The organism is Salipiger aestuarii (assembly GCF_003259905.1).
Taxonomy (GTDB): Bacteria; Pseudomonadota; Alphaproteobacteria; order Rhodobacterales; family Rhodobacteraceae; genus Salipiger; species Salipiger aestuarii.
On record NZ_QLMG01000001.1, the window covers coordinates 198,314 to 219,167 of the forward strand.

24 protein-coding genes and 2 tRNA genes are annotated in these 20,854 nt (G+C 64.1%); 17 read left to right on the forward strand and 9 right to left on the reverse strand.

Features of this window, described 5'->3' with window-relative positions:
* From ATI53_RS01110 to ATI53_RS01175, 14 genes are all read left to right on the forward strand, one after another.
* Positions 1 to 972 carry a phage tail tube protein gene (locus ATI53_RS01110; protein WP_111549520.1) on the forward strand — a complete coding sequence of 324 codons (972 nt, stop codon included), beginning with the start codon at positions 1 to 3 and terminating at the stop codon, positions 970 to 972.
* Positions 972 to 1,433: a hypothetical protein gene (locus ATI53_RS01115; RefSeq protein ID WP_111549521.1), complete on the forward strand. Its 462-nt coding sequence runs from the start codon at positions 972 to 974 to the stop codon at positions 1,431 to 1,433. Before ATI53_RS01110 ends, ATI53_RS01115 begins: the two co-directional genes overlap by 1 nt.
* A 23-nt stretch (positions 1,434 to 1,456) precedes the next feature.
* Positions 1,457 to 1,744, forward strand: coding sequence for a DUF7697 family protein (locus ATI53_RS01120; RefSeq protein ID WP_111549522.1), 288 nt, complete (start codon positions 1,457 to 1,459; stop codon positions 1,742 to 1,744).
* Positions 1,741 to 5,556, forward strand: coding sequence for a phage tail tape measure protein (locus tag ATI53_RS01125; protein ID WP_111549523.1), 3,816 nt, complete (start codon positions 1,741 to 1,743; stop codon positions 5,554 to 5,556). The genes ATI53_RS01120 and ATI53_RS01125 overlap by 4 nt, the downstream gene beginning before the upstream one ends.
* Positions 5,553 to 6,239, forward strand: coding sequence for a hypothetical protein (locus ATI53_RS01130; RefSeq protein WP_111549524.1), 687 nt, complete (start codon positions 5,553 to 5,555; stop codon positions 6,237 to 6,239). The genes ATI53_RS01125 and ATI53_RS01130 overlap by 4 nt, the downstream gene beginning before the upstream one ends.
* Positions 6,236 to 6,826, forward strand: a complete 591-nt coding sequence (locus ATI53_RS01135; protein WP_111549525.1) for a hypothetical protein — start codon at positions 6,236 to 6,238, stop codon at positions 6,824 to 6,826. Before ATI53_RS01130 ends, ATI53_RS01135 begins: the two co-directional genes overlap by 4 nt.
* Complete coding sequence (locus ATI53_RS01140; RefSeq protein WP_111549526.1) at positions 6,823 to 7,269, forward strand: DUF6950 family protein; 447 nt, start codon at positions 6,823 to 6,825, stop codon at positions 7,267 to 7,269. Before ATI53_RS01135 ends, ATI53_RS01140 begins: the two co-directional genes overlap by 4 nt.
* Positions 7,259 to 9,343, forward strand: a complete 2,085-nt coding sequence (locus ATI53_RS01145; RefSeq protein ID WP_111549527.1) for a phage tail protein — start codon at positions 7,259 to 7,261, stop codon at positions 9,341 to 9,343. Before ATI53_RS01140 ends, ATI53_RS01145 begins: the two co-directional genes overlap by 11 nt.
* An 11-nt stretch (positions 9,344 to 9,354) precedes the next feature.
* Complete coding sequence (locus ATI53_RS01150) at positions 9,355 to 11,190, forward strand: hypothetical protein (protein ID WP_111549528.1); 1,836 nt, start codon at positions 9,355 to 9,357, stop codon at positions 11,188 to 11,190.
* A 268-nt stretch (positions 11,191 to 11,458) separates the two neighbouring features.
* Positions 11,459 to 11,821 carry a hypothetical protein gene (locus ATI53_RS01155; protein ID WP_111549529.1) on the forward strand — a complete coding sequence of 121 codons (363 nt, stop codon included), beginning with the start codon at positions 11,459 to 11,461 and terminating at the stop codon, positions 11,819 to 11,821.
* Positions 11,811 to 12,296: a hypothetical protein gene (locus ATI53_RS01160; RefSeq protein WP_111549530.1), complete on the forward strand. Its 486-nt coding sequence runs from the start codon at positions 11,811 to 11,813 to the stop codon at positions 12,294 to 12,296. Before ATI53_RS01155 ends, ATI53_RS01160 begins: the two co-directional genes overlap by 11 nt.
* 73 nt (positions 12,297 to 12,369) lie before the next feature.
* Positions 12,370 to 13,083 (forward strand): peptidoglycan recognition protein family protein, encoded by a 714-nt coding sequence (locus ATI53_RS23775; protein WP_111549531.1) that lies wholly within the window; start codon positions 12,370 to 12,372, stop codon positions 13,081 to 13,083.
* Positions 13,080 to 13,370 carry a ubiquitination-like system serine protease family protein gene (locus ATI53_RS01170; RefSeq protein WP_111549532.1) on the forward strand — a complete coding sequence of 97 codons (291 nt, stop codon included), beginning with the start codon at positions 13,080 to 13,082 and terminating at the stop codon, positions 13,368 to 13,370. Before ATI53_RS23775 ends, ATI53_RS01170 begins: the two co-directional genes overlap by 4 nt.
* A 75-nt stretch (positions 13,371 to 13,445) precedes the next feature.
* Positions 13,446 to 13,658, forward strand: coding sequence for a hypothetical protein (locus tag ATI53_RS01175; RefSeq protein ID WP_111549533.1), 213 nt, complete (start codon positions 13,446 to 13,448; stop codon positions 13,656 to 13,658).
* A gap of 61 nt (positions 13,659 to 13,719) precedes the next feature.
* Here the strand turns inward: ATI53_RS01175 and ATI53_RS01180 are convergent, their stop codons facing one another.
* Together ATI53_RS01180 and ATI53_RS01185 are read right to left on the reverse strand one after the other, a co-directional pair.
* On the reverse strand, positions 13,720 to 13,980 hold the full coding sequence (locus tag ATI53_RS01180; RefSeq protein WP_111549534.1) for a hypothetical protein: 261 nt from the start codon (positions 13,978 to 13,980) through the stop codon (positions 13,720 to 13,722).
* A gap of 122 nt (positions 13,981 to 14,102) precedes the next feature.
* Positions 14,103 to 14,176 (reverse strand) — tRNA-Gly (locus ATI53_RS01185).
* Positions 14,177 to 14,321: 145 nt separating this feature from the next.
* Between ATI53_RS01185 and ATI53_RS01190 the strand changes: the two genes are divergently transcribed.
* A complete protein-coding gene (locus ATI53_RS01190) occupies positions 14,322 to 14,804 on the forward strand; it encodes a flavodoxin family protein (RefSeq protein ID WP_111549535.1) in 483 nt (160 codons plus the stop codon).
* Between the two features lie 4 nt (positions 14,805 to 14,808).
* On the opposite strand, the gene ATI53_RS01195 is transcribed toward ATI53_RS01190, so the two are convergent.
* From ATI53_RS01195 to dapF, 4 genes are read right to left on the reverse strand one after another with little or no spacing between them, the layout of a single operon-like run.
* The gene (locus ATI53_RS01195) at positions 14,809 to 15,501 is read right to left on the reverse strand and encodes a CDP-alcohol phosphatidyltransferase family protein (protein WP_009506199.1); all 693 of its coding nucleotides are present in this window, start codon (positions 15,499 to 15,501) and stop codon (positions 14,809 to 14,811) included.
* A gap of 39 nt (positions 15,502 to 15,540) precedes the next feature.
* Complete coding sequence (locus ATI53_RS01200) at positions 15,541 to 16,167, reverse strand: FMN-binding negative transcriptional regulator (RefSeq protein WP_009506198.1); 627 nt, start codon at positions 16,165 to 16,167, stop codon at positions 15,541 to 15,543.
* A 19-nt stretch (positions 16,168 to 16,186) separates the two neighbouring features.
* The gene (gene mtaB / locus ATI53_RS01205; protein ID WP_009506197.1) at positions 16,187 to 17,440 is read right to left on the reverse strand and encodes a tRNA (N(6)-L-threonylcarbamoyladenosine(37)-C(2))-methylthiotransferase MtaB; all 1,254 of its coding nucleotides are present in this window, start codon (positions 17,438 to 17,440) and stop codon (positions 16,187 to 16,189) included.
* The gene (gene dapF / locus ATI53_RS01210; protein WP_111549536.1) at positions 17,437 to 18,267 is read right to left on the reverse strand and encodes a diaminopimelate epimerase; all 831 of its coding nucleotides are present in this window, start codon (positions 18,265 to 18,267) and stop codon (positions 17,437 to 17,439) included. The genes mtaB and dapF overlap by 4 nt, the downstream gene beginning before the upstream one ends.
* A 117-nt stretch (positions 18,268 to 18,384) precedes the next feature.
* On the opposite strand from dapF, the gene ATI53_RS01215 reads away from it, so the two are divergent.
* A tRNA-Lys gene (locus tag ATI53_RS01215) sits at positions 18,385 to 18,460 on the forward strand.
* Between the two features lie 7 nt (positions 18,461 to 18,467).
* On the opposite strand, the gene ATI53_RS01220 is transcribed toward ATI53_RS01215, so the two are convergent.
* The 3 genes from ATI53_RS01220 to ATI53_RS01225 are packed head-to-tail and all read right to left on the reverse strand — an operon-like array spanning position 18,468 to position 19,973.
* Positions 18,468 to 19,595, reverse strand: a complete 1,128-nt coding sequence (locus tag ATI53_RS01220) for a tyrosine-type recombinase/integrase (RefSeq protein WP_111549537.1) — start codon at positions 19,593 to 19,595, stop codon at positions 18,468 to 18,470.
* Positions 19,580 to 19,753 (reverse strand): hypothetical protein, encoded by a 174-nt coding sequence (locus ATI53_RS23135; RefSeq protein ID WP_158965043.1) that lies wholly within the window; start codon positions 19,751 to 19,753, stop codon positions 19,580 to 19,582. The genes ATI53_RS01220 and ATI53_RS23135 overlap by 16 nt, the downstream gene beginning before the upstream one ends.
* Before the next feature lie 10 nt (positions 19,754 to 19,763).
* Positions 19,764 to 19,973 carry a hypothetical protein gene (locus tag ATI53_RS01225; protein ID WP_088652986.1) on the reverse strand — a complete coding sequence of 70 codons (210 nt, stop codon included), beginning with the start codon at positions 19,971 to 19,973 and terminating at the stop codon, positions 19,764 to 19,766.
* A gap of 122 nt (positions 19,974 to 20,095) precedes the next feature.
* Between ATI53_RS01225 and ATI53_RS01230 the strand changes: the two genes are divergently transcribed.
* On the forward strand, positions 20,096 to 20,731 hold the full coding sequence (locus tag ATI53_RS01230; RefSeq protein WP_111549538.1) for a helix-turn-helix domain-containing protein: 636 nt from the start codon (positions 20,096 to 20,098) through the stop codon (positions 20,729 to 20,731).
* Positions 20,732 to 20,854: the final 123 nt, after the last annotated feature.

Genomic DNA, 20,854 nt, shown 5'->3' on the forward strand with positions numbered 1-20,854 from the left:
ATGCCCAATGCACGCGGAGATCGCGCGAAACTGTTTTCGCGCCGCCAGACCACCTTCGGCACGGCGGAAAGCGCCGCTGCCGGTGCCTTTTACACGCTGCCGTTCTACAGCTACAACGTGACGCCTTCGGGTGAGCTGTCCAATGACGAAGCGATCCGGGGGGATGCCTACCCGGGCGACACCGTCGCAGGCTTGCGCAACCTCTCGGGCGCTCTGGAAGTGCCGATGGGGCTGGACAGTATTGGCTGGTGGCTGGCGCAGCTGCTGGGCCTTCCCACGACCACCGGGACCGGGCCCTATACCCATGCGTTTGTGGCGGCGGCAAACCCTGGCATCCTGTTGGCCACGCACGGCATCACCCACAACGATCTGTCGACGCATTTCACGCAGGACAGTTTGGCCGCGCAGTCGATCGAGATCACAGGTGCGAAGAATGGCCAGCGGCAGCGCGTGACGATGAACATGGTCGGTCGCGAAGAGATCAAGGCTGGTGCCACACTGGATTCGTCGCCGGTGTCCTTCAGCACCGACCCGGTGCCTGTCGGATTTCAAGGCCTGCTGAGCATCGACGGAAGCGAAGCGGCCGGGGTGACGCAGGCCAACCTGACGCTCGCCACGGGGCGCGAGGCGGACCAAGAAGCGATGAACGGCCTTGCCACGGCGTCCGACATCCAGCCGGGCATGTGGGACCTTTCGGGCAGCCTGACCGCACGCTTCCGCGATACCGGGCTCTATGATGCGGCCTCGGCGGGAACGGCGATTGCGCTGTCTCTGGCGTGGCAGATCTCGGCCAACTACAGCCTTACCATTGCGCTGCCGTCCGTGACGCTTGAGCGCACCGGCATCCCGATCGAGGGCCGGGACGTGATCTCGTCCAGCTTCAATTGGCGTGCCAACCGGCCTGCCAGCGGAGATGAGTTGATCGAGGTGACCCTGATCAACGCCACGTCCGACTACGCGAACGCCAGCTGATGGCGCTTCGCCTTGCGCGGGGGCTGTCCGGGCCCCGGCGGATCGAACTGGGCTACGGGGTGTTCGTGTCGCATCGCCCGTTCGGGTATGCCGATCTGCGGGAAGCCGAGGCCACGGCCCAGCGGCTTGCCCGCACGACGGTTCCGGAGCGGCTCGCCTTCGAGGCGGCGCTACATGATGACGAGGATCTGGGGCCGGAACACGACGAGGCGGCGCGCGGCCAGTTCGCGCGGCATCTCGTCAAGCTTCTGCTGCTGCGATTCGGCGCCGGATGGGACGGGGTCGAGGCCGAGGATGGCACACCAGCCCCGATGACCGAGCAGAGCCTGGACGCGTTCATGTCGCTCTTTCCCGGTGTGTCCTCGGTCCTGCATGCTCGTCTGATCGAGCCATGGGCCGAGCTGGAATCGGAGGGAAACGTCTCCGCGCTCTCGCCGCATACCGCTACGGCGGAGGCCTGAATCACTGCGCCGACTGCCGGTCCATGCCCGGCTATGCGTGCGCACGGTTCGGGGGTGAGGGCGCGTGCCCCGAAGACACCCATGCACCGCAGAGCATCGAGGGCCGGGCGCTTGTCGCCGCCGGTCGTGAGATGTTCCACCAGCGCCGCATCGGCGGCGCCGGATACGCCGGGCTCGACATGCCGGCCTGTCTTGAGCTGCTGAAGGCTCAGGGCGTGAATACCCACATCGCGGCACTTTTGCTTCCCTTCTGGGAAAGCGGCCTGCTTGAGGCCGCGGCAAAGCTGCGCGAGCAGGACAAGAGCAAATGAGCAGCACTACCCGGAATTACAAAGTGCGCCTTGCGGCGGTTGGGCAAAAGCAGTTCGACGCCGATCTGCGCGCGCTGGGGGCTTCGGGCGAAAAGAGCTTGCGGCGGATCCAGTCCGCGACCGCCCCGGCCAGTGCGGGCCTGCGCGAAACCGATCTTGCCGCCCGCCAGCTGCGCGGTGGGATTTCCGCTGTCAGCGCCGAGCTTCCCGCCCTGAAGCGCCTTGCGATGTTCATGGGCGGCACGGCGCTGGTCGGGGGACTGGTTGCCTTCGGGCGCGGCTCTCTTGATGTCGGGCGGCAATTCCAGGCGATGATGCAGCGCGTCGAGGCTGCGACCGGTGCAGGTGAGGCCGACGTGTCGCGCCTGGGCGAGGCGGCCAAGAGGCTTGGCGAGACCACGGCGTTCAGCGCCATGCAGGCCGCCGAGGCGATCGAGGTTCTGGCCAAGAACGGCGTGTCGGTTTCCGACACCCTGGGTGGTGCGCTCGACAGCTCGGTGATGTTGGCCAGCGCGCTTGGCGCCGAGGTCGCGCCATCGGCAGACCTTGTGACCGATGTCATGCAGCAGTTTGGACTGACCGCCGCGCAACTCCCCGAGATCGTCGACCGGCTGACCGGCGCCGCGTTCACTTCCAAGTTCGGGTTCGACGATCTGCGCCTTGCGATCGCCCAGGCGGGCGGCGTGGCGGGCACCACGGGTGTCGAGATCGAAGATTTCCTGACCGTTCTGTCCGCGACCGCCTCGAGCTTTGCATCGGGATCGGATGCCGGCACCAGCTTCAAGACGTTCCTGCAGCGTTTGACGCCCGAGTCCGCGAAAGCCGCTGGGGTGATGCAGGATCTCGGGCTCGAGTTCTTCGACGCCCAAGGCAACATGAAGGACATGGCCGACATCGCGCAGGAACTGCAGGACGGCCTGGCCGGGCTTAGCGAAGAGGCGCGCAACGATGCCCTGAAAACGGTGTTCGGCACCGATGCAATCCGCACGGCGGCGGCGCTGGCGTCGCAGGGGGCAACGGGATTGCGCGACCTTGCGGCGGCGATGGGCGAAGTTTCGGCGCAGGAGCAGGCCGAGGTCCGGATGCGCGGGCTTGATGGCGCGCTGAAAGAAGTCGCCGCGGCCTGGGAGGCGTTGCAGCTCGAGTCGGCCCAGAACGGCGGGCTGGACGTGGCCGAAACCTTCGTGCGCCGCCTGACGGATGCGCTCCGCTATCTGACGGAGAATTTCTCCGAGGTCGAAGAGATCGCCGAACGTGTGGGGCAAGCGCTGACAGTTTACCTGGTTGGCAAGGGCATGACGCTGGCGATCGCCAAAGGCGTGGCGATGCGCGCGGCCATGATTGAACTTGCGGCCTCGGTCACGGCCACCGGAACGGCGGCAGGTCGCGCTGTCGGGCCTTTGACCCGGATGGGTGTCGCCGCCCGTGTGCTGACCGGGGTCATGGGGGGGCCGCTTTCACTCGCGATCACGGCGGCTTCGCTGCTGGCCTTTGGCCTCGACACGGATGTCGCTGCGGATGCGGTCGAACGCGCTGATGCCGCCGCGATGAAAGCAGCGGATGCGCTTGATGCCTATCAGGAAGCGTCGAAGCGGGCAGCGGACGAACAGAAGGGGCTTGGCGGCGCTGTTTCGGCAGCCACTCAGGCGATGCTGGATCAGTCGCGCGCCGCGCTCGAGCAGGCGCGGACAGATCTCGAACGTGCCCTGGCGAATGCTCGCGACAAGATGTCCGGGTCAGTGCTGGACGGTGACGGCATCGACGATTTCATCCAGCGGTTCGACATGTTCCGCGACGCGGTGTCCGGAGATAGCCCAGGGCTGCTGTCGGGTCTGCGGGGTGCGGCGCAAAACAAGTTCATGAAGAGCCTTGTCGAGATCGCCGAAGGATTCAGACAGGGTGAGGTTTCGGCGACGGATTTCGCCAGCAGCATGGATGCTCTGCGGGCTGTAGGGCCAGCCTTGGATTCGGTGCGGGATGGTATCGTCGGCATTCTTGAAAGTGGCGAAGACCTGTCCGGCAACGGCAAGCTGTCGCCGCTGGTCGCTGCCGCAGAGCAAGCGGGTTTGTTCAGGGATGAGATCGAGGCAGTGCGCCGCGCGACAACTGAGGCCGATCTGGCCGCTGCCTATGACAATCTTGCCCATGCTCTGACGGAGGCGGCCGAGGCTGGCAAACTTTTACGGTCGGATGGACTGTCTGATTTTCGCGAGAATATAGCGGGGCTCGCTGGCGTCGAGGAGCGCCTCGCCGACGTTAAGGCACGGCTTGATGGGGCGCTCGACACCACCCGCGAAATTTCCGCCGAGCGTCCGTTTGACGAGACGGCGGACAGCGCAAAGGATGCCGCTGACGAAATTGATCGGCTGCAACGTGTTTATGGCCAGTATCAGGCAAGCCGTGCACACAGCGATCAGGTCACCTTCGCAAGCGGCGCGAGCGATGCCGCCAAGAAAGGTCTGCGCGACCTGATTGGCTATGCGGAGGGCACCGACAAGGGGCGCGGGTATAACGAAACGCTTGGGTATGGGGCGTTCACCGGCGGCGATGTGAACCTGGTGTCGATGACGCTGGATGAGATCCTGGCGCTGCAGAAGCAAATGCTGGCGCACCCTGACAACAGCTACAACAGCTCTGCGGTCGGGCGCTACCAGATCGTCTCGACCACGCTTCGCAGCCTGATGCGTGAAATGGGGTTGAGCGGGGGTGAGTTGTTTTCGTCCGGCTTGCAGGACCAAATGGCAGATCGGTTGATCGACCGGCGGGGGCGTGACACGGGCCCGCTGCGGCAAGAATGGCAAGGCCTGAATCGTGTCGATGATGCGACGATCCTTGGGGCCTTTGACCAGGGCGCCGGAAGCCGCGCGGAGTCCGCTTCCGACCGCGTCAGCACCCTTCAGCAGCTGATCGCAGTCGGTGATGAACATCTCGCGCAGCTGCGTCTTGAGGCATCGCTTGCGGGAAAGTCCGTCGAAGAACAGGCGCGCCTGACGTTCCAGTACGAGGCGCTGCAGCGCGCTAAGGAACAGGGCATCGATGTTGACAAGACGCTGGTCCAAGATGGCCGGACGCTGCGACAGGTGATTGACGATCAGGCGTCTGCCTTGGGGCGCTTGGCGGCTGCAGATGAGGCGCAGCAGGCGCTCAAGGATCGGTTGCAGCAGACCGAGGACAGCATCCGGGGTCTGTTTGACAACCTGAAGCCGGGCGGCGCGGGTGAGGAAGCCTTCTGGGATCAGCTCACGAGTATGATCATCGACAAGCTCTGGTCACTTGCCACGGACCCGGTGTGGGAGGCGCTTGCAACGGCGTTTGACGGGTTGGGGCAGGGCGCTGGTGGAGCCGGCGCTGGAAGCTGGGTTGGATCGCTGGTTTCAGGGATCTTTGGCGGGACGCCGGAACGGGCCGGGGGTGGCGGGTTCCGGAACATCGGGCGTGGCGCGGGGCTGCTGGATGGTGTCGGTGGCAAGCGTCAGGACAACCTCATTGCGAAAGTATCGCGGGGAGAATTTGTGCAGCCCGCCTCGGCGGTGGACTTCTACGGCGCAGGCTTCATGGAAGCCGTACGCAATCGTCGCATACCCAAGTTCGCGGACGGTGGCATGGTCGGAGTGGCGTCGACAGCGCCGATGGGCTCATCGTCACAGCGTGGAGATGTCGAGATCAAAGGCGGTGAGCTGACCCTGAGCGATGATGGCAGCATCATGGCGCGCGTTCGCTTTGAGCAGGCTCAGGGCCTGCAGGCAACGTCACGCGCCACCAGCCGCAATTTCGCCAAGCGTGCAGCACAACAGCGGGAGCGCGGCATATGAAGCGCCAGATCGTGACCCTGCCGCTGTCCCTTATGCGGGTGACGTCGATCGATTGGGACATCGACTGGCGCGGTGCGCCAGAGGCTGGACTGACAGACGGCAACACCCAGGTGGTGATGAACCAGGTTCCGCGCTGGGTCGGTCATCTCGACATGACGATGCGGGATGATTGGCTGCGGTCCTGGCGGGCGCATCGCTGGCAGGCGCAGGGGCGCGTCGGGATCTATCGACTGTATATGTTCGACCCTTTGGGGTTCAATTTGCAGGCCATCGTCGGGCGCGCCGTGGCCGAGACCGGGATTCCCTTTGCAACCGGCGAAAGGTTTTCGAGTGGATCCGGCTTTTCGCCAAACGTTTATCTGGAGGCGGCGGCTGCCGCATCTGCAGGGGATACATACGTCACCGTAACCTGCACCGATGCTGACCTGGTGCCAGCCCCCGGCCAGATCATGAGCGCAGGCGACTGGCCCATGGGGGTGGTGAGTGTCGAGGCGAACGGCGACGACACCTACACCCTTGGCATCCAGATGCCCTTGCGCGCCGACATGGCGGCAGGCGACCTGGTGAGTTGTATGGCAACGGGGTTGTTCGAGGTCGACGACGACCTGGCTGGCGCTGCGCCTTACGGAAAGTTGAATCGCAGCGCGTTCAGCGTGTCCTTCCGCGAGGTGCTGAACCGATGACCTTCTTTCCCGGCAATTTCGATCCACGCGATGACCGGATCGGCTTGCTTGATCTGATGGCAATCGACACGCCGGATGGCACGGTGCGGCTGATCATCGGCACCGACGCGGTGTTCCGCGACACGCAGGGCCGCACATGGTACGGCTCGCAACTGTTCAGCGTCGAGAGCATGGAAAGTGCCATCAACGGCGTGGCGCCAGCGGGCACCGCGACGCTTGCCTATTTTCAGGATCCTGCGGCGGGCAACCTGATCACCATGCTCAAGGACAAGGGCGCGGAATACATCGACGGCGAGAACGTCGATTTCTTCGTGCAGCCGATGCAGCACATGGGCGAGTTTTACCGCCCGAGCATTGCGCCGCTGCAATGGTGCCGCCGCACGGCGCGGACGTTGACGTTTTCGCTGTCCGGCGCGGTCGAACGGCGGATCTCCATGGGGTTCGAGGCTTGGACGGAGGGGCGCCGGACGGCCCGGCGCATCGCCTACAACACCGAAGGCCACGCGGCGCTGCTGGGTGGGGTGGCGAACCCGTCGCTGCAATACAAGCCCAACACCGATTTCCAGCGAAACCCGATGTTCCGATGACCGAGATCAGTCCAGAAATCATCCCGATGCAGCCACTGTTTCGGGAGATGAACCGCTGGTCTCGGCTTCCGTTCGTCTGGGGCGAGACAGACTGCTGCACGGTCCTCGGCGACTGGGTGCAGGTTGTGACCGGCCAAGACCCGGCGGCTCATTTGCGCGGGATGTATGCCACGCGCGGAGAGTGCCAGCGCGAGACCGGCTATCTGACTGATCCGGTTGCGTGCATGTCGGGCTGTCTCGACACGATCGGGGGCCTGCCGCGCTCTGACCGGGACATGCGTCCCGGCGACATCGGCGTCTATCGCTACGCCGGGGAACGCTGGGCTTACGGCGGGATCTGGACCGGCGAGCATTGGGCAACGCACATGGACCGGGGCGTCTGTTTCCGCGCCGCACGCGCGGTCGAGGTTCTGGCATCTTGGGGGGTCGGCTATGCGGCGTGATTTCCGCCAGACAACCGCGCTGTCAGATCCGCGCGTGTTCCAGCCGCAAGTTGCAGGCTTTGCCTTCGGCGCGCTTGGTGGCACGGCGGCGGCGGGGGCGTCAGCTGGATTTGCCGCGGGGGCGGCAGCGGGGGCGACGTTCGCAGCCTCGACCTTCGGCGGCATCGTGGTGCAGGCCACGCTGAGCATTGGCTTGGCAGCGGTGGCGGCGGCCCTTCAAGGCGCGCCGAAGGCACCGAAGCCGTCTTCCTCAATGGTCAGCTACACTAACCCAGTATCCTATGCGGAATGGTGCATCGGCACCGTGCGCAAGGGGGGCATGCTGGGGTTTGACGGCGAAAAGAACAAATACCGTCACCAGATCACCGTGCATTGCGCGCATCCGATTGAGGCATTTCTTCAGACTTATCTGGACGAGATCCCCGTGACCTATAACGGCATCGGGGAGGTATCCGGCGGGCCGGGTGGCTATGCCTATGTCACTGAATTGCCCGGCGAGGCGGGGCAGACCTTGCCAGCCCGCATTCGGGATGATTTCGGCCCCGGCTCGGACAAGGAATTGACAGACGCGCATGATTTTGTCGGGCTGGGCTGTTCCTACTTTCGGGGCAAGCGGGTCTCGACCGAAGAGGTGGCCGACCGCTACCCGACGGGCCGGATGTGGGTGGCCACGCCGATCTTCAAGGGGCTGAACACCATCTACGATCCGCGCAGCGACAGCACCGGCTGGACCGACAATTTCGCCCTGGGGTTTGCGTGGTGGCTGACCGAACGCATGGGCGTTTCAGTCGATTGGGATGATGTTGCGATAGAGGCCGACGCCTGCGATGTGCCGATCACCGATCGCTATGGCGTGACCCGCGCCAAATGGCGGCTCAACTGCACCCTGTCTGACGATCAGGATTTCGAGACGCAGCGCGCCATGCTCTGCGCGGCGGCCGACGTGTTCCTGTACGAGGGCATCGACGGCAAGGTCGGGTTCAAGGTCGGGCGCTACAGCGCGCCGACCGTCACCCTGACGGCGCGGGATTTTCTCGAAGTGCAGATGACGTCGGGGCGATCTGGCAGTTCTGCCCCGACAGAAATCGTGCCAGAATATATCGAGCCGGACAATGTCTACCGGGAATGGTCGACCGGCACATGGGTGGTCGGGCCGGGCAACCAGACCAAGCGCGACACGCCACAGCTTTACGCGGTGGACAACCACAACCAGGCGATCCGCATCGCCAAGCGTCTTGGCACCATCAGCCGCGCCGAATGGCAGCTGAGCGGCGGCATCGGCGCTATTGGTTATGAGTTGATCGGCGAGCGTTTTTTCCGGTTCCAGCATGCCGAGCTGGGCATGGACGAGGTGTTCGAGGTCTCGACCCTGCGCCGCGAAAGCGTCGGGACGTGGAGCATCGAGGCCGTGAGCGTGACGGCGGCTGATTTCGATTTTGACAGCGCGACAGAGGAACCCGCGCGCCCAGAGATCGACGTGGAAACCTACACGGCAATCTCAGTGGATGACGTGACCGGTGTCTCCGCAACGTCGCCCAGCAGCGGTGTGTTGCGCGTGGATTGGGACACGCAGGATGACCTGTACGACCAGGAGGTGATTTACACCCGGCAGGCCGATGGCGAGGTGTTCTACGCCACATGGGACGCCTCTGATTACACCGAAATCAGAGGGCTGGAATCGGGCGATGTCTACACGGTCCAGGTGCGCAACACATACGGGTCGACCAAGGGCACGGCATTCCCAACGACGCCGATAGAGGTGACCATATCAAGCGCAGCAGCACCATCGCCACCCGATGCACCTGTCATCAGCAGTACAAGCGCCGTGACTGGCGAGGTGTCTTTCGTTGGAACCGCGGCGGCAAGGTCATCGTCCATCCGGGTCTACATGGCTGCAACGGATGATTTCAGCGCGGCTACTGCGCTGACGCCCCTGAAACCTGTCGGAGCCGGGGCTTTCGAATTTACGATCAGCACCGACCCGGACCCGACCGGATATTACTGGCTGGCTGCGTTGTCCTCGGATGGCAGCGAAGGGCCGGTCTCAACTTCCCAATATCTCACCATATCGTAAGGAGCGCGGCTATGACCTCGCAAAGCATCGAGGCCGACCTCTGGTTGGGCTCCCCCCCTTCGCCGCAACATCAGCCCGACCCCTCGCGGATCGTCACCTGGGCAGAAGGTGTCGGCGTATCGAAGACCTGCGCGGATTTTCTCGCATCGGCGTACGTCTCGCTTGGCGTCGGCGCCAAAGCGCAAACGGCGGAGGGCGTCGTATTTGAAGCCATGGAGAGCGGTGCCAGTGAAATCAGCTCGACGAACCTGGGGGGATACCACGCCCTCGTAAACGGGACGCCGTTCAAGGCGCTCCCCGGTTCGAGGGGGTGGGATGTGCGTGCCTTTGGGGCCAAGCTGGACGGGATCACGGATGATTCCTTGGCGGTAAAGCGGGCGCTTTGGGCAGCAATCGGCGCCAAGAGATCGCCCCGTGTTGGAAGCAATGACGTGGTGCCCAATGTTATTTTCTTCGCAGGCGGTGAGTGCCGAATCGCCGAGCCCCGAGCCCTGATGGGCGAGGTCGGGGCAGGCCGGGCCATGGGGCTTACCTATGAGGGTGGTGCGACCGGCACCACCATCCATTTCGATCACGATGGCGAAGATTACCTCTGCTACAACCCCAACGAATTCCTGTTCGTGCGATTTCGAAACCTGCGCTTTACCGCCAACAGCGACAACGCGCGGTTCATGTTCGTTGACGCCAGCGGTGGCGCCCAGGATGTCCTGTTCGAGAACTGCAACTGGAACGGCACCTGGCAGAAGCTGTACCGGCTGGAAGGGGGCAACAACAATTCCGAATGGCGCTGGTCGAACTGCGCAATCACCGCGACCATCCGCGATACCGTGCTGGATATTCCTGTCGAGGGGTCGGACCAGTTTCTCAACTACTGGGCCACCAACTGCAAATTCTGGCTGTATGACGGCCAGTTCCTGCGGGCACGCAAGGGCGGACATTTCCACTTCGTCAATTGCGACTGGTCGGGTCACAGCCCGGGCATGACATTGAACACGTCCACCAAGGGTGCGCCACTGTTCGAGCTTCTGGGAAACGATCATGCGCGCGGCGTGTGTAGTATGTCGGTGACCGGCGGGCGCGTCGAGCACAAGAACCTTTTGTCAAAGCTGATCTACTGCGAATGGAACCAGGGCCATGTGAGCTTTCGGGACTTTGACACCGGTGCTGTCATCCCGGCTGGATACGAGAATGTCACCACCGCGACATTCGTATCGGGCAATGACCGGGGCGCGAATACCACATTCGACGCCTGCACGTTGATCGGCAAGCACGCATACAGCAACGGCGCGGCGAGTTATGGATACACCCACAATTCAGAATACCGCCTCTGTGACGTGATGCATGGCACGCCCGACGAATTCTTGACCTTCACGCGCGGAATCGTCGGCGGTACGTGGCTGGTCACGTTGCGTGGCTGCCGGACTTCGACCCAGTCGACTGGCAATGTTCTGACGGTTTGGAACGCGGTCTATGGCAGCAGATATGCCCGAAACAGCGGGCAGGCAGAGACCACGTTCATTTTCCGTGACCCGATCGGCGCAGGCCAGCCTTTAGGATCGAACACCCTACGAGCGATCCTGCCCGCCGGGTCGATGATTACCGGCGTGAAGATCGTGAACCCGGGGGTTCCGTACACGAACAGCTACACCGTCAACTGGCAGCTGCGGGACGGCGCGGGAGCGCTTATCGCCGAGACCGGCGATCATCCCTTCAACACCGCCAATCACACGTTCATGCCCCACGCCTACGTCATCCCTTCGGGCGCCGAGGAAATCTATTTCTCTGAGGCACACGGCGCAGCGACGGTTCAGGGGCGCACATATTGTGCGGTGACTTTCATCTGCTGATCAGTCCCCTACGACAGCCTGAACCAAAACAACGGGCAGAGCTTCATACTCTACCAGTACCACCTGATCGACGTCGCAGCATCCGGCAAGACCTATGCCGAGCTCGATGCAGCGGACGCCGCTGCTTACGCCGAGTTCTTTGGGGAAGGCGGGCGCGGCAACGGGGACACGCGGACGCTCGACATGACGCAGTCCCCTTGATTCATGTCCCGATCCGCGCTGGCGCGCAGTTCGGGAGTGCTGCACTTACGAAAGGAGGGCGCGTCTGATGCCTGACCGATTTGTGACGATCCTGTCCAAGCCGATCGAATACTGGATCCTGATCGTCGCCATTGCAGCCTACCTGATCCGGGGCGGCGCGGCTCTGCCGTGGTGGTCGAAGCTGACCAATGGGTTGATCTCTGCCGGGCTTGGCGTGGCGTTATCAGATGCCCTCGCGCCCTGGACCTTTGGCGACGAACGATGGGCGGTTGCGATCATCATGCTGGCGGGCACATCCGTGATGACGATCATATCCACCATGTTCGGCGACCGGGAGTTCTGGCGCACCGAGGGCCGCGCGATCCTGCGCGACTATCTGCGCAAGCGGGTCGGCATCGACCCGGTCAAAGACAACGCCGATGTCGATTGAGCGTCTGCAAGCTGCGGCGCGATCAACGCGACGCAACATGATGCTTGCCGCGATGATCCTGCTTGCGGGCATCGCATGGGCCGAACGGCGCAAGATCACCGAAAGCCGGGCGTGGCGGGATGTCCGCGGGCTGACCCCGTTCCACAACGTGACCGTTGATCGCGCAGAGGTTCAGGGCTCCGATCTGCGGGTCTGGGGCGGACTGGAAAAGCGGCGCTGCGAAAAGATCGGCCATGTCGCCTACACCAGCGCCGCCGGTGGCCAGCGCTTTGTCGCGGGGTTCCGCAGCGAAGAACCAAAGGAAACGCCCGATGACCGGCCGCCCGTGGCCGGGCCGCAAGCGTTCGGGCCGTGGGTCTTCACGGCGCTGTACGGGGCGCCGGACCATGTAAGTTTCTGGGCGCTGCACCGGTGCCCCGAGGGCATCCAGTACAATCTGGTGTTCAGGATCCCATGGGCGGATCGCCGCCCCTGAGCCCTCCGACACATCCCCCACCTATCGACACCCCGCCCGGCCATCGCGCCGGGCTTTTTCATGGGAGACGACCATGCCGATGAACCGGATCGTCTGGCACCACAGTGCCGGCACCTACACCCCGAGCGATCTTGACCGCCAGCATTACCACCGCCTGATCGACGGAGACGGCAGGCTGCACGACGGCCTGCACGCGATCGCTGACAATGCCCCCGGCCGCAGCATGGCACCGGGCAGCTACGCCGCGCACACCCGCGAGCTGAACACCGGCAGCATCGGCCTTGCGATCTGCGCCATGGCCGGCGCGGACTGGGGTGACCCGGCCAGCTGGACCCATCCGGTGAGACCCGCCCAGGTCTCCGCGCTGATCGCCGAAACGGCGCGTCTCTGCGGCCGCTACGGCATTGTGGCCACCCGCCGCACCATCCTGAGCCATGCCGAGGTCGAGCCGACGCTGGGCGTCTGGCAGCGCGGGAAATGGGATTTCGACTATTCGCTGACCGGCGGCAGCACGGCGCGCGATCCGGTTGTGGTCGGAGACGAGTTACGCGCGCGGGTGATCGAGGCCGTGGACTATGCGCCGGCGGCGCAAGACTACCCGACGCGCGAAACGATTCGGCAGGGTTCGGTCGGACATTTCGTCCGTGATGCACAGGCTGCGCTTGGCGTTACGATCGACGGCATGTTCGGCCCCAAGACCCGCCGCGCCGTGGTCGAGTTCCAGGCGCGGCACGAGCTGCTGCCAGATGGCGTTGTCGGCCCGATGACCTGGGCGGCCCTGCTGTGATCCGCGCCACCCATTACCGCGACCGCAACGCCTTCCTGGGCGACCGCACGCCGGGATCGGTCTGGATCGCGGATCCGAATCCGGACGGCAGTCAGGTCTGGCTGCATTTCTGCCCCTGCGGCTGTGGCGCCAAGGTCCGCCTCAGGATCGGCAACGGCTTCAAGCCAAAGCATGGGCCGAGCTGGTGCTGGAACGGCAGCATCGCCGCGCCGACTCTGGACCCTTCCGTCAACTGGGAAGGTCACTGGCACGGCTGGATTCGAGATGGGGACTGGCGCGCGTGCTGATCCCCGTCACCGACTGGCGCCTCTGGTTGGCGCTCTCCGCGGCTGCGCGCCGCATCACCCCCGAAAGGAAAGACCATGTACGGAACGAAAAGCCCTCTGGCCTCGGTCACAATCTGGGGCTCGATCATCGCGATCGCGCCGCAAGTGCTCAGCCTCGTCGGCATCGAGATGTCGCAGGAACAGGCCACCGGCATCGCCGCGCACGCTGACGCGATCATCACGGCCGTGGGCGGCCTCATCGCGATCTACGGTCGCGTGCGGGCAAAGTCGACCATCGGCAAAAGCTGATCCCCGGATCCGGGCACATGCCCGGTGACGCCCGCGACCGTGCCGCGCGGTCGGGCCCCTATCATTCAGCGGCAATGAAAGGTCGCGACGTGCCCAACACGTCGGTCTGTTTCCAGCGCGTCGGGGTGGTTCCCGGCGCGCATCTATGGGCCGGTGAGCGCCGCCAAAAGGACGTGTCGACCTCGCGCCGTGTTAGTCGGCCCGCGCACCAGAACTGACCGACCTCTATGCCGTCGCTGCGCTCATAGGCCAGCACCGCGAGATCCGGCCAGTCGAGCCGGGTTTCCTCGCCGCGCCAGGTGATGATGGGTGTGTTGCTCATGCCGACGGTTTGGCGCAGGCTGGTTAAGGGGTGGTGATGAAGGGTGGTGTCCCACTGTCAAATCCTGCGTGGGACACTTTGCGGCCTAAGTTTCTGAAAAGCTGTCTATTTTTTATGTGAATTGGAGCGGGCGGCGGGAATCGAACCCGCGTCTCTTGCTTGGAAGGCAAGGGTCTTACCATTACACAACGCCCGCTCGGCAGAACCGAGGGTTAAAACAACGGCCTTCAAGGGTCAAGTGGGTTGTTGCCTTGTCCGAGGCTGATATTTTGTGGCGCTACGTCAGACGCCACAATCAGTCGGCGATTGGCCCGGCCCGGGCAGCGGGCTATACTGAGCGTATGAGCCTTGCAATCATCTATCACACCCGCACGGGGGGCAGCCGGCAGATGGCCGAAGCGGCAGCAGAGGGCGCGCGGGCCGATCTGACCACGCATCTGCTGCGCGCCGAGGATGCGGGGCCCGAAGATTTGCTGGCCGCGGCGGGGTATCTGTTCTGCGGGCCGGAAAACCTTGGGGCGCTGACGGGTGAGATGAAGGCGTTTTTCGATCGCTGCTACTATCCCCTGCTGGGCCGGATCGAAGGCCGCCCCTATGCGCAGCTGATCTGTGCCGGGTCCGACGGGCAAGGTGCGGCGCGCCAGCTTGCCCGCATCGCGACCGGCTGGCGCCTGCGTGAGGTACAGCCCGCCCGCATCGTCATCACCCACGCCCAGACTCCGGAAGCGATCCTTGCGCCCAAGCGGATCGCAACGGCGGATCTTGGCGCCTGCGCCGAACTGGGCGCCGCGATGGCGGCGGGCCTGGAGATGGGAATTTTTTAACGGGTCACCCCCGCGCAGGGACAACCTGTTGCACCATGCCCACAAGGATCAGGTAGGCCGATGTCACGATCAGCCCCCAGTGCGCCCAGCTTTCAGGATGGAAATCCACCCACGCCGCCCAGGCCGCGAACCCCGTCCAGGCCAGCGCCATGGGCAGCGACACCGCGCGCCAGCGTTCGGTGCGCACCGGGTGGATGAATTTCAGCGGCAGGAACATGGCGATGGCCAGCACGGTCACCACCCCCAGAGTGATCCAGAAATTCGGTTGCACCGCGAACAGCACCAGCACCAGCATGTTCCAGCAGCCGGGAAAGCCGTGAAAGCTGTTGTCGGCGGTCTTCATCCGGCTGTCGGCGAAATACAGCGCCGAGGCAAAGGTGATGAGGATGATCGCGATCCAGCCTGTCCAGCCTGGCAGCAGGCCGGATTCGAACAGCGCGAAGGCGGGGATGAACACATAGGTCAGATAGTCGATGATAAGATCCAGCAGCACCCCGTCAAAGCGCGGTGCGTTGGACTTTACGTCGTAGCGCCGCGCCAGCGGGCCATCCAGCCCGTCCACGAAAAAGGCCACCACAAGCCACAGGAACATCACCGACCACTGTTCCTGCGCCGCCGCAAGCAGGGCGAGCATGGCGAACACGACTCCCGTCGCGGTGAAAAGATGGACGGCGAGGGCTTTGGATGCGGGTGTCATGCGACCGTCATGCCGCATAAGGGCGCGGTTCGCAAATGGTCAATCGGGGGGCTGGGGCGCGCGCATCAGCGCGGCGAGCGCACCGAGGTCCTGCCCAAAGCCGTCGTCAAGCCGCGCGGCGGCGGACTCGCGCGCGGCGTCGGGCTTGTTCTGGCCAAGCTTCCAGGTGCTGTCGACCTGGGCGATATGCAATCGGAACGGCAGGATCATCCGCAGGAACCGCGTTTTCAGGTCATCGGACATCTTGTCCATGTTCCAGGGCGGTTTGGGCAACAGACGGCTTTCGAAAAAGGCCGACTGGCGCGCCAGCATGTCCGGCAGGGTGTCGGGGGGCAGAGGGTCCAGCCGCCCCGTCAGGTGAACAGCAACGTAATTCCAGGTTGGCACCTGATCGGGCCCCAGGCCGTACCAGTCGGGCGACACATAGCCGTCGGCCCCGCTGATCGCCAGCGTCGCGGCGACGCCGTCTTTTGATGCGCCCACCAACGGGTTCGAGCGCACCAGATGCAGATCGGCGCTGCCGCCATCGTCAGACAGCAAGTAGGGCACATGACTGAGCAGCGGCGCGCCGCGGGACGAAATTGCCAGCACCCCGAACGCCCGGTCACGCGCGAACGTCAGGCTGCGCGCCTCGGGTGTTGTGCGAAAGATCTGATTGGGGTGCAAGAGGCGTTCCGGCGTGCGTTCAGGCGGTCAGGCGCTGGCCGTCGCGCCCGGTGATGGTTGCGGTGACGATGCTGCCCTCGGTTTGCGGGACGGCGAAATTCACCTCGCTGAATTGTTCGGTGCGGCCCATGTCGGGCGATTCCATCAGGATGCGATGGGTGCGCCCCTGTTGCGCGACCAGATGGCGGGCCACCGCAGCATCGCCCGCGGCGCGCAGCCGGGCGGCGCGGTCCTTGATCGCGCGGCCATCGACGCGGGCGGGGATCTTGGCGGCCGGGGTGCCGGGGCGCGCGGAATAGGGAAAGACGTGCAGCCAGGTCAGGTCGCAATCCTCGACCAGCCTCAGCGAGTTTTCGAAATGCGCCTCGGTCTCGGTTGGAAACCCGGCGATGATGTCGGCGCCAAAGGTGATCTCGGGGCGCAGCTTGCGTGCCTCTTGCACGAACGCGATGGCATCGTCGCGCAGGTGGCGCCGTTTCATCCGCTTGAGGATCAGGTTGTCGCCGTGCTGAAGGCTGAGGTGCAGATGTGGCATCAGGCGGGGTTCGGTGGCGATTGCCATCATCAGGTTGTCGTCGGCCTCGATGCTGTCGATCGAACTGATCCGCAGGCGCGGCACATCCGTCAGCCGCAGCAGTCGCATCACAAGATCGCCAAGGCGCGGAGTGCCGGGCAAATCGGCCCCCCACGACGTAAGGTCGACGCCGGTCAGCACCACCTCGTTGAACCCCGACTGCACAAGGCGTTTCACCTGATCCACCACGACGCCCGCCGGAACGCTGCGCGAATTGCCCCGGCCATAGGGAATGATGCAGAACGTACAGCGGTGGTCGCAGCCGTTCTGCACCTGCACATAGGCACGGCTGCGCGTGCCGAACCCGTCGATCAGGTGCCCGGCGGTTTCGGTCACCGACATGATGTCATTGACCTGCACCCGCTCGGTATCACCGATGAAGCCGGCAGAGAGGCCTTTCCAGGTGTCGGGGGCCATCTTTTCGGTGTTGCCGATCACCGCGTCGACCTCGTCCATCGCGGCAAAGCTGCCGGGGTCGATCTGCGCGGCACATCCGGTGACGATCACGCGGGCATCGGGGTTTTCGCGTCGCAGACGGCGGATTTCCTGTCGCGCCTTGCGCACGGCCTCGGCGGTGACGGCGCAGGTGTTGACGACCACGGCATTGCCCACGCCGGCCTCGTCCGCGAGACGCTTCATCGCTTCGGTTTCATAGGCATTCAGGCGGCAGCCCAGCGTGGTGAATTTCGGCGCGCTCACGACACGCCCGCCAGCCAGTCGGCGGTGAAACCGCCATCGAACACATGCGCGGTGGGGCCTGTCATCCAGACGCCATCCGCGCGCCAGTCGACAACCAGCGTGCCGCCGTCAAGATCGACGGTCACGCGCCGCCCCGTCAGCCCGCGTCGCGCCGCTGCCACCGCCGTCGCGCAGGACGACGACCCCGAGGCCAGCGTAAGCCCCACACCGCGTTCCCACACCCGCATCCGCAGGTGATCGGGGCCGGTGATGCTGGCCACCTGCACATTGGTGCGCTGCGGATAAAGCGGGTGGTGTTCATGCGCCGGGCCAAGCGTTGCCAGATCCACGGCCTCGGCATCCTCGACGAAAAAGGTGCAATGCGGGTTGCCCATGCCCGTCGCGGTGGGGGCACCGTCGATGGGCAGTTCAAGCGTGTCCATCGCGCCGGCAAGCGGGATGTCGCGCCAGTCCAGCTGCGGCTGGCCCATGTTCACCGACGTCAACCGGTTCCCGGCATCCTCGGCCAGCAGCGTGCCGCGTTCGGTAATCAGCCGCAGCGAGGTCAGGCCGCCTTCGTCCATCAGGAAACGCGCGATGCAGCGGGTGGCATTGCCACAGGCGCCCGCGGTCGAGCCATCCGCATTGTAGAACGTCAGCCGCGTATCCACATCGCCCGGTTCGATCACCGCCAGCTGGTCAAAGCCGACCCCCCGGTGCCGGTCAGCGATGGCCCGCGCAAGCCCGGGGGTTACCGCAACGCTGCGCGCGCGCGCATCCAGCACGACGAAATCGTTCCCGAGCCCGTGCATCTTCATGAAGGGCAATCTGTCCGCAAAGCTGTTCATGAGCGGGGATATACGCTTCGGCGCCGCGCCTTTCCAGAGCCGATGAAATTTGGCACAGAAAATCTGAAGAAAGTGGTTGACCCCACCCGGGACAATTTCTAGAAGCCCCAACACAGTGGGCCGTTAGCTCAGTTGGTAGAGCAACTGACTTTTAATCAGTGGGTCGCAGGTTCGAATCCTGCACGGCTCACCACTGAACATCAATTTTCCTTTCCGTTAAGGGACTTGGTGTCGATATTGGCGAACCAATCAGGAAGGTTCGCCAGATTTTGTTCTCCATTCGGACGTGCAAGCAGCTTCTCGAAAGCTGAATCAGCCAATCCTTCGCGGTCTGCCGCAGCCGTGTAGTGCTGCACAAGCGCCAGCGTCTTGTGGCCCGTCACCGACGCGATCTGGTTCGTGGTCGCTCCGGCCTCCGCGAGTCGCCGCGCACAGGCCTTCCGCAGGCCGTGAGACGAGCAGGCGGGCAAATCCGCCTCCCGGGTCCAGCGCTGCATGAGATTGCCCAGGCCGGCCGCTGTGCGCGCCGTACCGCGCCTCGTGGAAATGTAGGGGCGGTCGGGCGGCAACTTGGATAGCACCGCTGCAAGGTCCGGATGCATGGGAATCGAGATCAGACGCCCGTTAGCCTTCTTCGTCTTCTGGCGACGGTACTGAAACCGCCCATCCTTGATGTTCCAAGGGCCAAGCTGCACCGCATCCACGCGGGCTGCTCCGGTGTAGGCCATCAGCGTCATCACCCTGTGCGCCTCGGTGCCCTCAGGATGCGTCCGGATGAATTTTGCGATCTCTGCCTCGGTCCAGGTGTGGAAGCCCTCTGTGGCGACCTTGTAGGGCTTCGTGGCGCGTGCCGGGTTGTCGGTCCGCCATTCCAGCGTGATCGCGTAGTCCAGGAGCTGGATGAGCCTCTTGCGCAGGTTGTTGGCCGCTGAAGGCGTGTCCGCCTTGGCAGCCAGAAGGTCCTGCACATGACGGAGCTGCATCAGATGCACAGGCTTGTCGCCGTGCTGCTGGCGGAAGCTCTCGACCACACCGCGGTAAACGCGCTGCGTCGATGCCTCGAGCGCCAGGAAGTCCTGCGACCGGTACCATTTCGAGACGAGCAGACCGACACTGCCGGGTTTCGCGCGGCCAGCGCCAACACCTCCGCGCGTCCGATGCCCCTCCAGCGCGGCCTCGTATCGGCGGATGAAATCCTCGGAACCGTAGTCCGATCCAAGCTCGGCCGAGAAGCCGCCTTTGCGGAAGCGCCAGCGCCGCTTGCCGTGCCGGTCGAAATAGGAGGTCGCGCCGGGATACTGGCGGCTCCGTTTCAGGCCTGATCCCACGGGTTGTCCTCCTCCTGCGCCTTCGGCGTGGCCGTGTAGATGACGACGGTGCCATCACGGCTGATCTCTGAGCGCCCGATGGGGATCCCGGCATCCCGATACGCCTTCAGGTACCGGGTCAGCTCGGATTGCGTGATGCGTGCCTTCTCTGCCGCCATCTTCGCCTCCTCAGGCTCTCTGGTCGGCCTGAGGCCGCCCCGGCATCAGCAGCGCCTCGATCTGCTCCGGAGACAGGAGCATCAGGTTGCCAAGCTGGTAGTAGTTGCCGGTCTCACGCGCCCTCGTGCGGATGAGGCGCGGCGACACCCGCACACCGTGCTCGAGCAACTGCTTCGCCCAGTTCTCCGGGGTTTTCCCTTCCATCAAGAGTTCCGACATCGGTGCCTCCGGTTTCATACGCTGTCGGGTTGATGCTACCAGTCAAATGCACGGCTTCACAGGCTTTCTTTTTTCGGGCACAATTGCCGGAACGATTGTTCCTATCCTGAGAGGCCGCGACAATGGCGTTCAAATTCACCCCGGTCGACCCGGACGAGTATGCCCGTGGTTTCGAGGAAGAGGAGGAAGCCCGAAGCCAGGAAGAGGCCCTGGCGGCCGCGCTCGCGGTGGAGCCCCACGCCAACCTCGAACTGTTCAGGAAGAAGCGCGGCTTCACCAAGACCGAGATGGCGGAGATGATGGATATCACGCCACGGAGCTACTACGCCTATGAAAGCGGGAAGCGATCGATTCCGACCGAGGCGCTGGTTCGCCTCAACATGTACACCGGGGTTGATCTGAACGAGATCCTGACCGGCCGCCCATCAAGCGAGGGGTACGAGCGGGTCGTTTCCACGACGATCTGGATGCTTCGCGTTCTCCTGACCGACTACAAGGGGATACCCCTTTCTAGGCAGGAGAAGATCATCAATGAAACGATCGGCTATGCGCAGGAGCGCGGGCTCACGATCGACAAGCGTCTGGTCGATGACATGGTTGCGAGCGAGATGGTGTACAAGTTCCATCCGGAGAACATCCCCGCGCCGCCTGACGCCGAGGCATACGGGGAAGATCAGTACGAGCAGTACAAGCGGGATGAGGAGGCTTGGCAGAAGCACGTCGATGAGGGGTTGGAAGGGCGCTCGTGGCCGCGGTGAGTTCTAGAAGACACGCTTGTAGGGCGGCCTCGCCGATGAGGTGGACTTGCACGGCTTCTAACGCGCCTTGTTCCTGGTATGGCCTACGCTCACTGTCAGCCGTATGCGGTCACTCAAGCGAGC

What these genes read in the sequence shown, in the direction of transcription:
- ATI53_RS01180 (WP_111549534.1), bottom strand. Translation starts at nt 13,980, where the DNA reads ATGAGCAACACACCCATCATCACCTGGCGCGGCGAGGAAACCCGGCTC.
- ATI53_RS01190 (WP_111549535.1), top strand. Translation starts at nt 14,322, where the DNA reads ATGAGCCTTGCAATCATCTATCACACCCGCACGGGGGGCAGCCGGCAG.
- ATI53_RS01175 (WP_111549533.1), top strand. Translation starts at nt 13,446, where the DNA reads ATGTACGGAACGAAAAGCCCTCTGGCCTCGGTCACAATCTGGGGCTCG.
- ATI53_RS01125 (WP_111549523.1), top strand. Translation starts at nt 1,741, where the DNA reads ATGAGCAGCACTACCCGGAATTACAAAGTGCGCCTTGCGGCGGTTGGG.
- ATI53_RS01115 (WP_111549521.1), top strand. Translation starts at nt 972, where the DNA reads ATGGCGCTTCGCCTTGCGCGGGGGCTGTCCGGGCCCCGGCGGATCGAA.
- ATI53_RS01225 (WP_088652986.1), bottom strand. Translation starts at nt 19,973, where the DNA reads ATGTCGGAACTCTTGATGGAAGGGAAAACCCCGGAGAACTGGGCGAAG.
- ATI53_RS01150 (WP_111549528.1), top strand. Translation starts at nt 9,355, where the DNA reads ATGACCTCGCAAAGCATCGAGGCCGACCTCTGGTTGGGCTCCCCCCCT.
- dapF (WP_111549536.1), bottom strand. Translation starts at nt 18,267, where the DNA reads ATGAACAGCTTTGCGGACAGATTGCCCTTCATGAAGATGCACGGGCTC.
- ATI53_RS23775 (WP_111549531.1), top strand. Translation starts at nt 12,370, where the DNA reads ATGCCGATGAACCGGATCGTCTGGCACCACAGTGCCGGCACCTACACC.
- ATI53_RS01230 (WP_111549538.1), top strand. Translation starts at nt 20,096, where the DNA reads ATGGCGTTCAAATTCACCCCGGTCGACCCGGACGAGTATGCCCGTGGT.
- ATI53_RS01145 (WP_111549527.1), top strand. Translation starts at nt 7,259, where the DNA reads ATGCGGCGTGATTTCCGCCAGACAACCGCGCTGTCAGATCCGCGCGTG.
- ATI53_RS23135 (WP_158965043.1), bottom strand. Translation starts at nt 19,753, where the DNA reads ATGGCGGCAGAGAAGGCACGCATCACGCAATCCGAGCTGACCCGGTAC.
- ATI53_RS01110 (WP_111549520.1), top strand. Translation starts at nt 1, where the DNA reads ATGCCCAATGCACGCGGAGATCGCGCGAAACTGTTTTCGCGCCGCCAG.
- ATI53_RS01130 (WP_111549524.1), top strand. Translation starts at nt 5,553, where the DNA reads ATGAAGCGCCAGATCGTGACCCTGCCGCTGTCCCTTATGCGGGTGACG.
- ATI53_RS01120 (WP_111549522.1), top strand. Translation starts at nt 1,457, where the DNA reads ATGCCCGGCTATGCGTGCGCACGGTTCGGGGGTGAGGGCGCGTGCCCC.
- ATI53_RS01140 (WP_111549526.1), top strand. Translation starts at nt 6,823, where the DNA reads ATGACCGAGATCAGTCCAGAAATCATCCCGATGCAGCCACTGTTTCGG.
- ATI53_RS01135 (WP_111549525.1), top strand. Translation starts at nt 6,236, where the DNA reads ATGACCTTCTTTCCCGGCAATTTCGATCCACGCGATGACCGGATCGGC.
- ATI53_RS01160 (WP_111549530.1), top strand. Translation starts at nt 11,811, where the DNA reads ATGTCGATTGAGCGTCTGCAAGCTGCGGCGCGATCAACGCGACGCAAC.
- ATI53_RS01195 (WP_009506199.1), bottom strand. Translation starts at nt 15,501, where the DNA reads ATGACACCCGCATCCAAAGCCCTCGCCGTCCATCTTTTCACCGCGACG.
- ATI53_RS01155 (WP_111549529.1), top strand. Translation starts at nt 11,459, where the DNA reads ATGCCTGACCGATTTGTGACGATCCTGTCCAAGCCGATCGAATACTGG.